Origin of the sequence: Psychromonas marina (assembly GCF_030161115.1) — a bacterium.
Taxonomy (GTDB): Bacteria; Pseudomonadota; Gammaproteobacteria; order Enterobacterales; family Psychromonadaceae; genus Psychromonas; species Psychromonas marina.
Genome location: NZ_BSPQ01000005.1, coordinates 303,640 through 317,979 on the forward strand (window position 1 = coordinate 303,640; position 14,340 = coordinate 317,979).

Here is a 14,340-nt window from a genome sequence, read left to right on the forward strand (position 1 = left end):
CCTTGAGCTGTGAAGTATGGAATAAGTTCTTTTTTCTGACAAGGTAAATACTGGTTATCATTAACATTTTAAAGCGTTGGCACTCAAATAAAGCGATGTTGTATGGTGCCTTTTTATTCGCGGGTAATAGAGAAAGTACTTTGATTGATCGTGACGTTAGATTTAAACTGCCCCTATTATATGGCATCAATTAGAAAAGGTTTTCAATTTGCATACTCTCTCTCAGCTAAACGCCGGCGAACTTAACGGCATCAAACGACTCTCTCTGTCTGAAAATATAAGTGAATTTCCAATGGCGATATTGTCCTTGGCTGATTCACTTGAAGTGCTAGATCTTTCTGATAATAAATTATCCAGCTTACCTACTGAGATTGCCCAATTAAGCAAACTTAAAATAATATTTGCTTCGAATAACTGTTTTACAGTATTGCCTGAAGCATTAGGTGCATGTCCAAGCTTAGAGATGGTCGGGTTTAAGTCTAATCAAATTAAGTGTGTGCCTGAAGCTGCGCTACCTGCAAAGTTACGCTGGTTAATTTTAACCGATAACCATATCGAAGTATTACCCGAAAGTTTAGGTGAGCGTCCTCGATTACAAAAACTAGCCTTAGCGGGTAATCGCTTAACCACGCTACCGACGACAATGCATAAGTTAGAAAACCTTGAGCTACTAAGGCTATCTGCTAATCAATTAACAGAATGTCCAGAGCAAGTGTTGGATCTGCCTAAATTAGCTTGGTTTGCTTTTGCAGGGAACCCATTTTGTAAATCCGATGTGGTTATTGAATCGGTGCCAAGTATTGCTTCATCAAGTTACACATTAAAAAATATTTTAGGGCAGGGAGCATCTGGGGTTATTTACCGAGCAAGTTGGAACAGATCTCAAGCGGATCTTTCTGAGTATCAATTCCCAGAACAAATTGCGGTTAAGGTTTTTAAAGGAGAAGTAACCAGTGACGGTTATCCACAGGATGAGCTGCAAGCTTGCCTGAAAGTGGGAAATCATACTAATTTAGTACAATCTTTAGCGCAGGTAGAGGCGCCAGATACACTCTCTTTGATCATGGCGTTGATTCCTGCTCATTATAAAAATTTAGGCTTGCCGCCCTGTTTACAGAGTTGCACAAGAGATAGGTTTACTGATGATTTCAGTTTGAGCGCAAAGCAGATAACAAAGATGGTCACCCAGATGACGGCGGTATTTGATCATTTACATGATAATCAAGTTTGTCATGGTGATCTCTACGCACACAACACCTTGTTTGATGAACAGGCGAATATAATTGTCGGCGACTTTGGTGCTGCTTCGATGTACCACATGTTAACTGCAGCCCAACAGCTAAAGGTAAAACAGATTGAATCTCGTGCGCTGCAGTATTTTATTGATGATCTACTCAGTGTTTGCTCTGATTCGGGTTTTTTAAATCCACTAAAATAGATCAGCTATTTTTGTAATTGTTATAAGATCATTAAAAAAGCCATTATCAACATCTGCTGATAATGGCTTTATCGTTTTTAGTCTTTTGCTAAATTAGTGTGCTAATACTTTTGCATGTCCTTTAATTACATCGGTCATCTCTGTAACTTCTTTAAGTACTGTTACTGAACCTTCAACGACCTCTTTGACGATATCTAAGTTTTTATTGATATCTGAAGCGACGGTTGTTTGCTCCTCTGCCGCAGATGCAATTTGATAATTCATATCAGAGATATGTTGCACTTTTTCAACGATACCCGCTAATTTGCTACCAGCCTGGGTCACTTGGTTTACACCCACATCAGCCTCTTTAACACTTTTTTCCATTAAGCTTACTGCATCTTGTGCACTGGTTTGTAGCTGTTCGATCATGCCTTGAATTTCTACTGTCGCATCCTGAGTTCGTTTGGCCAAATTACGTACTTCATCTGCAACTACGGCGAATCCGCGTCCTGCTTCACCTGCGCGTGCCGCTTCAATTGCTGCATTTAATGCTAATAAATTTGTTTGTTCTGAAATGCTGCGGATCGTATCAACAACACTGCCGATCCCTTCAACTTTAATCTCTACGCTATTAACGGCATCTGAGGACGCGCCAATATTACTTGATAGTGAATTAATAGAGGTGATAGTCGCATCAACAAATTGGCTACCCTCTTGTGCAACATCTGATGCCTCTGTGGTAGAAGCTGAAGCGCTCGTTGCATTGTTAGATACTTCTCTAACCGTTGCGGTCATCTCATTCATTGCTGTCGCTAATTGTTCAATTTGACCAAACTCTTCTTCCATAGAGTCATTAATGAGCTCCATACAAACGCCTAAATGTTCACTCACTTCAGTTAATGCAGCGACTTCTTTTTTCTGATTTTCAGCATGAAGCTCTGATTCAGCTATTTTCGCACATAATAGATCGATCACTTCTCTCATCTCATTATTAGGAACCGATTTTGCGTATTCAGAAAGGGTGTTGTTAGTCAGTGCCGCAGATATTTTATTTTTAGTCTCTTTAATCTGCTTTTTTTGTAAAAAAGCAGCAAGATATATGATCACGGCAAAACAACCTAAAAACAGGATATTTAATAGCAACTCATCACTATTATTACTGATTGTATTTTTTACAATAAATAACAATGCACCCAAAGCGAGTAAAATTGAGGCTTTACTGTTAATAGAGAGAGAGAAAGTTTTTTGTATTAGGTTTGATTGTTCAGGTTGAGACATATTGGCACCCATTATTTTAAATAAAGTCCTTGATCAAAAGAGATAGCTACACTTTTTTTGATTAAGTCGAATATAGATTTAGGTGAGTTTAAAACGATTTGAGGTAAACAAGTAGTGAACCTTCACAATAACAAACAGAACTGTGAAGGTTCGCCAAACTATATGTTATTTATATCTTTTAGTGTTAAAAAGTGACACTTTTTAAGTGTTCCAGTAAACGGGTTTAAGCAATGCTTGTTGTTTCGATTGTTGCAGGGCATTTAGCAAAGAGTCTTGTTTACGTTTTATCCATGTTAAATATTCTGACTGTAAGTCCTTATCTTCTTCATCATGCGCAATTTCAGAAATTAAATTAAGCATCGAAAACTCATCTAACCCCTGCTTTATATCTAACCAAGGAGAACGAAAAGCATCACTCTTTTGTTTTGAAAAAACATTCCCAAGGCTGAGCCCGGTTAATAAGTTGCTTTCTAGCAAACCCTGACAAGCCAAAAACTGTTTTACCGTAAACTCATCACTATTTTGCATAATATGATTAATTTCGCCCCAAGCATTGGATAAATTTTTATTAGAGAAGCTTTTCACTCCATTATCTTTTTCACTTAAGAAAGAGTTTTTCTCTAGTTGTATTAGCCATTCTGTGAACGTTAATACGAACTGGCAGTATCGACTTGATGTTAATACCTCGATCACTGATTCTCTACTTGGTAGAGCTTCTTGTTGTTGTTTCAATTGCTTAACAACAGATTTTGACTTCGATAATTTACGCAGGTAGTAAGCTCTATTTTCTAATAATCTTGCTTGAGTGATATATTCATCTAACCATGAAAAGGTGCGCGCTAACCAATGCAGGTCTTCAATCCAAGGCGCTTTTTTGAGGCGTTCTACTTCTGCCTTGAAGATAATAATGTTTTGATGGAGAAACTTAACGCCTTTTAATAATTCATTAAGTGCTTCAACCTGCTGACCCTCAATGTAACAGTTCTCATGATATTGGATCTGTTTCAAACCATGTTGTAGGTTGATCAATAATGCTTGCTGAATAGATTGATTTTCAGTGATGTGAGAGTGGCTAAGTGGCTTAACGTTGAATGTTGCATTATCTGCAAGCATATAGCCACGTTGTGCCTTACTCACATTACCCAAGCGCACGCCTGGTAAAAGTGCTATCTCACGACCTAATATAAACAGCTGCTGTTCATCACCCTTCACTAATTCAAGCTCAATTTCACATAATGAAATTTTGCCCTGATTGGTTTCAATGAAGCCTGTATCGTAAGCGACTTCAATTAAAGTATCGCCTGCTATCTCAATTAGCCATGTTTGGCGTTCAAAGTCAGTACTAAAAATAGGGGTTAATGCGTGCTCTAATTGTTGAATATCACAATTTATAGGCCAAATTTTCTCTGGAAAACGTGCTAATTCTGGACGTAACCCTTCAATTGGTTCGTTATATTCAGGACGTTGGTGAAGTCCACCAATCACACGACCAGCTGTTTTAATCGTCTGAACTGACTTTCCATCACAACTACGGACACGTAATCCCATATCAAATTGGCGTAGTTTACGATCCACTGTATCGAAGTAGACATTGTGTAAAAACTGCGCTTTACTGGAAATACAGTGGAATTTATTGAGTGTTTTATGTAATTCATTTGCAAATTTTGCATTGAAAATAAACTTTAATTCTATTTCTACTTCCATAATTTCTTTGATAAACCTATATACTGAGTATGTTTAAGCGGTGAATACCTAATAATTTTATGAATTATACTAAATTCAGGTTCAATTGTGTTGAAAAGAAAGTTAACATGCGCCGCATATTTGTTGTTCAATTTGATCACTTAAATAATAGGGTACATTATGCCAGTTAATTCAATTTTTGGAGTTTTTGCTAAATCTCCAATTAAACCAATTCAGATGCATATCGATAAAGTTGCTGCTTGCAGTGAATTATTAATTTCATTTTTTCATGCTAGTGCGAAACCTGATTGGGTTGAAGCTGAAAAAATACGTAAGCAGATATCAACACTTGAAAAAGAAGCGGATGAACTTAAACGTGAATTACGTTTAACTTTACCAAAAGGTTTATTCATGCCAATTGATCGTTCAGATTTAATTGAATTGGTAAACCGTCAAGACAAAATTGCAAATACTACGAAAGATATTGCAGGGCGCATTTATGGACGCCAGTTACAAATACCAAGTGAAATATTTACTGATTTCATGGCTTACGTGCAACGCTGCGTAGATGCAGTTAAACAAGCGCGTAAAGCAATTAATGAATTAGATGAACTACTTGAGACAGGCTTTAAGGGACGTGAAGTTGATATTGTTACTTTAATGATTGAAGAGCTAGAAAGTATCGAAGACGATACCGACTCTCTTCAAATTCGCTTACGTCGTCATCTATTAGCTGTAGAGCAACACTATAACCCAGTGGATGTGATGTTCCTTTATCAGATCCTTGAGTGGGTTGGCCAATTAGCAGATCATTCTGAACTAATTGGTACACAGCTTGAGCTTATTCTTGCTCGTTCATAATATTCACTAGGAGTTAAACATGGATATTTTAGCAGTTCACGGCGAAACACTTGTTATTTTCGCCGCTGTTGTAGGTTTTTTAATGGCTTGGGGTATTGGTGCAAATGATGTTGCCAATGCAATGGGTACATCGGTTGGTTCAAAAGCACTAACCATTAAACAAGCGATCATCATTGCGATGATCTTTGAATTTGCTGGTGCATACTTAGCGGGTGGTGAAGTTACTTCAACCATTCGTAAGGGTATAATCGACGCTAGCTTCTATATTGAGCAGCCAGAGTTATTGGTGTTTGGTATGACTGCGGCGTTATTAGCGGCGGGTACTTGGTTAATTATTGCCTCTTATTACGGTTGGCCGGTATCAACAACGCATTCTATTGTAGGCGCGATTGTTGGTTTCTCTGCCGTTGGCGTAGGCATGGACAGTGTTACTTGGTCTGCTGTAGGTGGTATCGTAGGTAGCTGGATAATTACTCCGCTAATCTCTGGTATTATCGCTTACTTCATATTTATGAGTTCGCAAAAACTGATCTTTAATACTAAAAATCCGATTGATAATGCTAAGCGTTATGTACCTTTATACATGTTTTTAGCAGGTTTTGTAATGTCGTTAGTTACGATTGTTAAAGGCCTAAAACATGTGGGTTTACACTTCTCAATGCCTGATGCATTACTTTTAGCAGCTGCTATGGGTGTCGGTGTTGCCGTTATTGGTAAAGTGTTTATTAATCGTATTAAGATTGATCCTAAAGCCGATAAAAAAATGCACTTTGCGAATGTAGAGAAAATTTTTGCGGTATTAATGATTGTAACTGCGTGTGCGATGGCTTTTGCCCATGGTTCAAATGATGTTGCAAATGCAATTGGTCCATTGGCTGCAGTAGTTAGTATTGTTGGTCATAATGGCGAAATCGTTGAGAAAGCTGAACTTGCATGGTGGATTTTACCACTAGGTGGTGTTGGTATTATCTTAGGTCTGGCTATCTTTGGTAAACGTGTAATGGCAACTATCGGTACTGGTATTACGCATTTAACGCCAAGTCGTGGTTTTGCTGCTGAGTTAGCTGCTGCTTCAACGGTAGTAATTGCATCGGGTACCGGTCTTCCTATCTCTACAACACAAACATTGGTTGGTGCTGTATTAGGTGTAGGTATGGCACGTGGTATTGCCGCGTTAAACTTAGGTGTCGTACGTAACATCGTTGTATCGTGGGTAGTTACACTGCCTGTTGGTGCTGGTTTGTCGATCGTATTCTTCTACCTACTAAAAGCAATGTTTAGCTAAGTAAGTTGGTTAATCGTGAAAAAGAAAGAGAGCTGCGGCTCTCTTTTTTGTTATTAGTGCTTTTTCTTATTTTTAATTGCTTTAAAATAAATACTGTCTTTATTATTGGTAACAGGTGAACCCTTGAACAAAATTAAAATTCTATTTGCAACGCTCTTTCTGACACTGTCTATGAATAGCTTTGCTGAAGTTCGTTACATCAGTGATGATGTCTTTATTTATCTACACTCAGGTCCTGGTCTGGATTACCGTATTACTGGCACGCTTAAAGTAGGCACTGAAGTTAATACGTTAAAGTATGATGAGAAAACCAAATTCATGCAGGTTAAAGCATCTACCGGTAGAACAGGATGGATGAAGGTTTCTGAGTTACAAAAAACCTTACCAGCAAAAAATCTACTGCCAACGGTGCAAGCGCAGTTAAAAGTAGCAAATGATAAATTAACGACTATAGCGGAAGAAAATACAGCAAGTCTTGTTGAAAAAGAGCAAATTTTTCAAGAGCAAACCACGCTAGTTGATAATTTAAATCAGGAAAAGTCTTTATTACAAAAAGAGATTTTAGATCTTAAAGCACGTAATTTAGAGTTAGATCTATTACAAGAGACAAAAGAGTCGCGTATTCAGATGCAGTGGTTATTGAATGGTGGTGGTGTTTTGTTTTTTGGTCTGATTATTGGCCTGCTTATTCCGTTTTTACCACGTCGTAAAAAACGTACTGATAACTGGTAAGCAAAGATAAACGTTTAGCTTTGAGTTACGAGCTAGGGGCTGCGAAGCCCCTATGATGAAAGCCTGAATATTAGCTAACAGCTGTCTGCTTATTATGCCGGCAGTTGATAGCTTAACTTTCATAAAGCAAAGCGTCGTAGTTCGTCGCTCGTAGCTCTTAAGCTTGTTATTAATATCCTCGCCAATCTACTAATGATTCTAGGCTAAAGCTTTGTCTATCTAAGCGGAAAATACTGCGTTGTGGTTGTATTTCAAGTAATTTAAGCTCACCTGTACTATCAACATCACCCTCTTTAAGTACTTCACCATTGATGCGTATCCAACGGTCTTTCACTATTGAGGAATACATGTGCGAGTCATAGCGGATTAAAGGTACTTTATCTTGGAAATTACCACTCATATTATGGATGTCGCTGCCATCGCCTTCTTGGTTATCATCAGTTATCGCACTTGTTTGTTGCTCGTTTGCTTCTATGTCACTCATTAATACTGCAAGGTCAAAGCGTCTTTTAAGTGCTTCAGAGGTCTGTGTGTTGTCGGTATCTTGATCGTCAATTACGTTAGTAGATAGCATTTCTTTGTGTGTATTATTCGTATGTGAAATAACGCGTTGTTTTTCATCAGCAGGCTCTGTCGTTGTTTGCTGGGCTGTGACTACTTTTTTAGGCTCAGAAACAAGAATCGCGAGAGGTTGTGTCTCAAAAGTGACTTTCTGCAACGAGTTATTCTGCTGTTGTTGTTGTTGTTGTTGTTGTTGTTGTTGTTGTTGTTGTTGTTGTTGTTGTTGAGGTTCATTGCTGCTCGCCACAACCGATATTACTTCTGTGCGAGGGTTAAGCTGTAGGTATATCAGAATGCTCAGCAAGGTAATAATCGTCGCTAATGCGACACTGAGCATGACCTTCCAAAGCGATATCTTATTTTGTTGTTGAACGATCGGAGCGGGTCCTCCCGCTTGTTCTCGTTTATTTTTTTGTTGTGCTTGTAAAATAGTCGACATTAGTTAGGTTCCGATAATAATCGCGGTGTGTTAGGTGAGGTCATCTGCATTAGTGGCATTAATGTTAGTGGACCAACAATACCATCATCGATCAATCCTTGCTGGTGCTGAAAATCGCTCACTTGCTCTAACAACTGTAGGTCGAAGCGTGTTTTATCTTGCGCTTCTCTGCCATGTAGTTTGTTGAGTTGATTAGCTAGCCAAGCCACTTTATCTCCCTGTTGCCCGAATTTAATCACACCGTTTAGTTGGAAAGGCGCTTGCCATAATAGGGTGCTTTCACCACGCCAATATTTTGTAAACCATGCTTCGCTTACCTCAATTAAGTGTCCATCGATTAGTAATTGATAGTTGTCGTTAATTTTATAGAGTACCGCATACAGTGAGGTGAGGCGGTCTTTCTCTAAATGCACGATAGTTGGGTAGTTTAGCTGTTTTAATTGCACGAGAGTGAGGTTGTTTGAATAGCAGCTGATATGGGCACTGTTTTTTTGCTCACAGCTAATTGTATCGCTGTCGACCTGATATCCCCATACGGCATAAAGACGACTCAGTGCATTGTTAAAGTTGCTCTGCGCAAGGTCAAGTTGAGGGTAGTCATCAAACCAATCTCCTTCTGCTTTCTTTTCTGGTACTGGAGCAAGGTTGCTAAAGGATTGTGGTTCACTGGCACTAACCAATACGTTTTCAGAGAACATACGTTGTGAGATTTGTGGTGCTTGCCATAGTGTTAGCAGTGTTAATAGAATTAGTAGCGGAAAGCGCCAGTATGTCATGAGCCCATTTGTTGGCGTTTTTTGATGGGTAAAATGGACCTCTTTACTCGCTTGTGTGACCATCTTTAAGGTGACGATATGGCTATCTTGGGTATATGCGGCTAATAGGCTTCGATCACAAAGAATATTCGTTAGCCTTGGTGTGCCTTTACACTTTTTGAATATCTCCCGTAATGCAGATTTATCAAAAATAGCATGACTTGAACCCGCTATATTAAGTCGATGCTGAATGTATAGATTACTCTCTTGTTGGGTGAGTGAAAGCAAGTGATAACGGGCAGTAATGCATTGTGCTAATGCGAGAAATTGCTGTTCTTTTAACTTATCTTGTAGTTCTGTTTGACCAATTAGAATAACTTTTAATATCTTTTTGTTATTGCTTTCAATATTAGTTAATAAGCGTAACTGCTCTAATGCAGCAAGGCTTAAATGTTGAGCTTCATCGATGATGACAATGGTATGTCTATTTTGTGCGCTGTTATTGACCATCCAAGACGTTAATGCTGTCGAGAGTGAAATTAGGTTATTTGTTTGGTGCTCTATATTGAAGCTATCGCAGATGGTAGAAAGTAATTCAACGTCGTTAAGAGTTGGGTTTAAAATAAAGGCGATATCACTATCATCCCCCATATTCTCTACTAAAGAGCGACAAATCGTAGTTTTACCCGTCCCGACTTCTCCGGTTAATAGTGCAAATCCCCCGTCTCCTTGTAATCCATGTTGAAGGTGAGCAATCGCCTCACGATGGCGTTCACTTAAAAAAAGAAAATTAGGATCCGGTGAAATGGAAAAGGGCTTTATTTTAAGTGAAAAAAATTCTTGATACATAAATAGCCTAAGCAGAAAAAAGTATTGTCCATAATTTGAATATTTTAACTTAAAGTGCGCTATGCAGAAAAAGCATAACCATCACTATCTTATCAAAATAATTTATTTTATATCGCGATGTATTGTTTTGTAATCTTTTATCCACGGTGAAATATTAGGGAAAGTCGTTTCTAACTCTTTATTCGCTAGCTTTGCTGCTCTATAGCTTTCAAAATTACCGAGTAACACAACGTACTGTGTATTATCAGTCGCTAATGATTGATACAAATACGTTTGCTGCTTTAATGTTGGGTATTGCTCAAAAAATTGAATCACCCGTTTTTTACTATTAAGCGTTGCTAGTTGTAAGCTATAACGGTTTTCCGGTATCGCGTGTAATATTTCTATCGCGGTTAATTCAGTCGCAGACTGTCTATTATTTGTGGTTTTCGCCATATTAATCACTGCTAGCCACTCATCTTTCAGCACTTGATTTTCTGATTGGTGAAAATAATTAGCTATCGCGGTGGACTGGTTATTGATAACAAAAGCGACCAGTAATATTGAGATAAGGCTAATAAAATGAGGAGTATAGTTTGCTAAACGACTGCTTCTTTTAGGTAGATCTATTTCATTGATCGCTTTTTTAGTAATAACAGAACCGATAGTCAGTGATGATTGTGTATAAGCGCTTAGTAAGCAACGATCACAAATTTGATTGATTAATCGTGGATTGCCAAGACTTGCTTTAAAGATGTAGTCGACAGATTTTGAATCAAATATTTGCCCTTTAGCTCCGGAGTTATTAAGGCGATGGTAAATATAAAATGTCGTTTCCTGCTTGTTTAAAGAACGCAGGTGATAACGTGCAGTGATGCGCTGTGATAATTGGCGTAATTCGGTAGTGAGCAGTTTTTGTTGTAGTTCTGTTTGCCCAACGAGAATAATTTGTAATGGTTTGAGGTTATCTGATTCAATATTAGTGATCAGTCGCAACTGCTCTAACAAGTTAAAGGAGAGGTGTTGTGCTTCATCGATCAGTACAATCGCATGACGACCCGCTTGATGGTTCGCGAGCATCCACGATGCGAGTGCATCAAACATCACTTTTAGGGTGATATTTTCACGATCATAGTCAACTGAAAATTGCTCACAAATATCAACGAGTAAAGCAATTTCTGAAACCGCTGTATTGGTGATCCAAGCAATGTCGGTATCGGTTGGCATATCCTGCAATAAAAAGCGGCATACACTTGTTTTACCTGTGCCAAGTTCGCCGGTTAAAACGACAAAGCCACCGTTACCTTGTAAGCCATAGTTTAGGTGGGCAAGTGCTTCTTTATGTTGTTCGGTAAAAAATAGAAACTCAGGATCTGGCGCTATCGAAAACGGTTGTTGGTTTAATGAAAAAAATTCTTGGTACATACGAAACCTAAATTGATAGTTAGAACCGAATAGAGTTGTGATACTTCAATATGCAAAATCAGTAAGGTAATTTATGCTGAGATGCAGGGCATAAAATTAAATATTTCGAGCGATTAACATAAACACTTTAATTCTTTTATAGTTATTCTACATAGAAATTTCATAACAACGCAGATGTGTACGAATTACCTTACCCGATGGGCGCCTGACAAAACATTTTCAGGTAACATGGGTATATAATAACTAAAATAGCTGCTGAAAGGGGAAACAATGCGCAAATTTTTGGTCGGGGGCGCAGTTCGCGACAAATTATTAAAACTTCCAGTTAAGGACTGTGATTACATGGTGGTTGGTTCAACACCTGAAGAGTTATTGTCTCTAGGTTATCAACAGGTTGGTAAAGACTTTCCGGTATTTTTACACCCTAAAACCGGGGATGAGTATGCGTTAGCGCGCACTGAGCGTAAGGAGGGCAGTGGTTATAATGGTTTTAGTTGTTATAGCGGTCAGGATGTCAGCCTTGAAGATGATCTTATCCGTCGAGATTTAACCATTAATGCGATCGCAGAAGATGAAAGTGGTGAGCGCTTTGATCCTTATAATGGTTTACAGGATCTACAGGATAAAATATTACGCCATGTATCACCTGCATTCAGCGAAGATCCCTTGCGCGTATTACGTGTTGCACGCTTTGCCGCGCGTTTTTATACGCTAGGTTTTTCAATTGCGCCAGAAACCATGCTATTGATGCAAGCGCTTAGTAACAGTGATGAGCTTAACCATTTAACACCTGAGCGCGTTTGGGCAGAAACAGAAAAAGCACTCGCTACAGATGCACCACAGATCTATTTCCAGACACTACGTGATTGTGGGGCTCTGGCACTGTTATTTCCCGAAGTAGATAGCTTATTTGGTGTACCTGGACCTAAACGTTGGCACCCAGAGATTGATACCGGAATTCATACATTAATGGTGGTGGAGCAATCGGTATTACTCTCTGACTCAATCGCTTTTCGCTTTGCATGTTTAGTACATGATTTAGGTAAGGCATTAACACCTAAGGATAAATGGCCAAGCCATAAAGGCCATGGTTTTTTGGGACTGGCTGTCATCAAGTCGTTATGTTCACGCCTTAAAGTACCCAATGAATGCCGTGATTTAGCGTTAATGGTGAGTGAGCACCACACCATGATCCACAGCGCTTTTGAGCTTAAAGCAAGTACGCTCTTAAAACTGATGAATAGTTGCGACGCATGGCGTAAACCAGATCGTTTTTTACAGATGTTGCAATGCTGTGTTGCTGATTCGAAAGGGCGCACAGGATTTGAAGAGAAGCCTTACCCAAGTGCTGATTATGTTTGGCAAGCGTTCCAAGCGGCATTAACTGTTAATGTGCAAGATATTATCAAGCTAGGTATTAAAGGTGCTGAGATTAAAAGTGCGTTGTTAGCTGCACGTATTGACGCGGTTTCTGCCTATAAAGAAAATATACAAAACTAGAGTGTAAAATGAGTCAATCGATAGCCACCATTAGCCTTGAAAATTTAGCTTTTGCGTTTATTCCCGTTGCTGTGGTGCTATTTATTATTTTTAAATGGTCATTGGACTATAAGCACACACTTCACGCGCTGCTACGTATGTTGGTGCAGTTATTATTAGTGGGTTACTTTTTAGGCTATCTCTTTGAAAGCGATAGCGCATCAGTGGTACTGGTGATGCTCATTGTGATGGTGTTTTTTTCCAGTTGGATTGCCCTCAGTAACATTCAAGCTCCCCGTTTAGCACTGTTAAAATCAGCCATCGTGGCCACCACCATTGCGGGGGGATTTACACTACTTATCGTGACCCAAGGCGTTTTACAATTAACACCTTGGTATCATGCACAAACCATGATCCCATTAGCAGGTATGATTTTTGCAAATTGTATGAATAGTATTAGCTTAAGCGGTGAGCGCTTCTTTGCAGAATCTGCGCGTGGTGAAGAATATATTAGTGCTCGAAAAACGGCTTTTCAAGCGTCCATTATTCCTAATGTCAATGCGCTGTTTGCGGTTGGAGTGGTCTCTCTGCCGGGCATGATGACCGGGCAAATATTATCAGGTATCTCGCCACTTATTGCTGCGAGATACCAAATAATGGTGATGTGTATGGTGTTTGCTTCTGCGGGGATCGCCTCTGCCATTTTTCTGCTTCTGCTTAAAAAACAGAAAGCTTGAAGGTTAGCTTCGAGTCACGAGCGACGAAACCCGTCACTCATAGCTCGTAACTTATAGCCTAGAATAATACGTAAAACAGTACTGCTGCTAATATCAGACGATAGATAACAAAGGGTAACATGCCCACTTTATTCAATAGAATAAGGAACAGGTGGATACATAAAATCGCACTTAAGAAAGAGACGCCAGCCCCTAATAATAGTCCTGCCCAATCCACATGTAGATCCGATAAAATAAATTTAAGCAGGTCATAACCTGCTGCCAGAGAAATTATTGGGATTGATAATAAAAACGAGAAACGTGCTGCTGCGTTACGCGTTAAACCTAACATTAGACCTGCTGTGATAGTGATACCAGAGCGAGATGTGCCAGGAATTAAAGCTAAAACTTGTGCAAACCCGATGATCATCGCGCCTTTTAGGCCAGATTGATATTCCGTTTTAATCTGTTTTGCCTGTGAGTCTGCCCACCAAAGTAATAGACCAAATATCAAAGTACTAAATGCAATAACATGGCCACTACGTAAGTAAGTTTCAATTAAATCTTTACCAAAAAAACCAATTGCTGCGGCAGGCACTGTTGCCCAGATTATCCACCATGCGAGCTTACTATCTTGTGTTTGCTGCTTCGTTTTTACCGATGTCACCCATGCTGTAGACATACTGAACACTTCTTTGCGGAAATAAATGAGTACCGCTGCTAAGGTACCGATATTTAGTACTAGGTCAAAAGCAAGGCCTTGATCCTGCCAACCAAGTAGCACAGAAGGTAGAATTAGATGGGCAGAGCTGGAAATAGGTAAAAATTCAGTTAAACCTTGAATTAAAGCGAGTACAACAATTTCTAGTGTAGACATA

12 protein-coding genes are annotated in these 14,340 nt (G+C 39.1%); 6 read left to right on the top strand and 6 right to left on the bottom strand.

What is annotated here, in order from left to right; all coding sequences use genetic code 11:
• Positions 1-208: 208 nt before the first annotated feature.
• Positions 209-1,438, top strand: coding sequence for a leucine-rich repeat-containing protein kinase family protein (locus QQK09_RS09890; protein WP_284203969.1), 1,230 nt, complete (start codon positions 209-211; stop codon positions 1,436-1,438).
• Positions 1,439-1,531: 93 nt separating this feature from the next.
• On the opposite strand, the gene QQK09_RS09895 is transcribed toward QQK09_RS09890, so the two are convergent.
• The gene (locus QQK09_RS09895; RefSeq protein ID WP_284203970.1) at positions 1,532-2,698 is read right to left on the bottom strand and encodes a methyl-accepting chemotaxis protein; all 1,167 of its coding nucleotides are present in this window, start codon (positions 2,696-2,698) and stop codon (positions 1,532-1,534) included.
• 201 nt (positions 2,699-2,899) lie between these two features.
• Complete coding sequence (locus QQK09_RS09900) at positions 2,900-4,402, bottom strand: CYTH and CHAD domain-containing protein (RefSeq protein ID WP_284203971.1); 1,503 nt, start codon at positions 4,400-4,402, stop codon at positions 2,900-2,902.
• A 159-nt stretch (positions 4,403-4,561) separates the two neighbouring features.
• Here QQK09_RS09900 and QQK09_RS09905 point away from each other — a divergent pair, with 159 nt between their 5' ends.
• From QQK09_RS09905 to QQK09_RS09915, 3 genes are all read left to right on the top strand, one after another.
• Positions 4,562-5,242, top strand: coding sequence for a TIGR00153 family protein (locus QQK09_RS09905; RefSeq protein ID WP_284203972.1), 681 nt, complete (start codon positions 4,562-4,564; stop codon positions 5,240-5,242).
• A 19-nt stretch (positions 5,243-5,261) separates the two neighbouring features.
• Complete coding sequence (locus QQK09_RS09910) at positions 5,262-6,527, top strand: inorganic phosphate transporter (RefSeq protein ID WP_284203973.1); 1,266 nt, start codon at positions 5,262-5,264, stop codon at positions 6,525-6,527.
• 123 nt (positions 6,528-6,650) lie between these two features.
• A complete protein-coding gene (locus QQK09_RS09915) occupies positions 6,651-7,259 on the top strand; it encodes a TIGR04211 family SH3 domain-containing protein (RefSeq protein WP_284203974.1) in 609 nt (202 codons plus the stop codon).
• Positions 7,260-7,428: 169 nt separating this feature from the next.
• On the opposite strand, the gene QQK09_RS09920 is transcribed toward QQK09_RS09915, so the two are convergent.
• The 3 genes from QQK09_RS09920 to QQK09_RS09930 all read right to left on the bottom strand — a co-directional run bounded on the left by QQK09_RS09920 (position 7,429) and on the right by QQK09_RS09930 (position 11,267).
• Positions 7,429-8,259: a general secretion pathway protein GspB gene (locus QQK09_RS09920; protein ID WP_284203975.1), complete on the bottom strand. Its 831-nt coding sequence runs from the start codon at positions 8,257-8,259 to the stop codon at positions 7,429-7,431.
• A complete protein-coding gene (locus QQK09_RS09925; RefSeq protein ID WP_284203976.1) occupies positions 8,259-9,863 on the bottom strand; it encodes an AAA family ATPase in 1,605 nt (534 codons plus the stop codon). Before QQK09_RS09925 ends, QQK09_RS09920 begins: the two co-directional genes overlap by 1 nt.
• Positions 9,864-9,965: 102 nt before the next feature.
• Positions 9,966-11,267 carry an AAA family ATPase gene (locus QQK09_RS09930; RefSeq protein WP_284203977.1) on the bottom strand — a complete coding sequence of 434 codons (1,302 nt, stop codon included), beginning with the start codon at positions 11,265-11,267 and terminating at the stop codon, positions 9,966-9,968.
• Positions 11,268-11,537: 270 nt separating this feature from the next.
• Here QQK09_RS09930 and QQK09_RS09935 point away from each other — a divergent pair, with 270 nt between their 5' ends.
• Positions 11,538-12,767: a multifunctional CCA addition/repair protein gene (locus tag QQK09_RS09935; protein ID WP_284203978.1), complete on the top strand. Its 1,230-nt coding sequence runs from the start codon at positions 11,538-11,540 to the stop codon at positions 12,765-12,767.
• An 8-nt stretch (positions 12,768-12,775) separates the two neighbouring features.
• Positions 12,776-13,483 carry an ABC transporter permease gene (locus QQK09_RS09940; RefSeq protein WP_284203979.1) on the top strand — a complete coding sequence of 236 codons (708 nt, stop codon included), beginning with the start codon at positions 12,776-12,778 and terminating at the stop codon, positions 13,481-13,483.
• Between the two features lie 58 nt (positions 13,484-13,541).
• On the opposite strand, the gene QQK09_RS09945 is transcribed toward QQK09_RS09940, so the two are convergent.
• Positions 13,542-14,339: an undecaprenyl-diphosphate phosphatase gene (locus QQK09_RS09945; RefSeq protein ID WP_284203980.1), complete on the bottom strand. Its 798-nt coding sequence runs from the start codon at positions 14,337-14,339 to the stop codon at positions 13,542-13,544.
• Position 14,340: the final 1 nt, after the last annotated feature.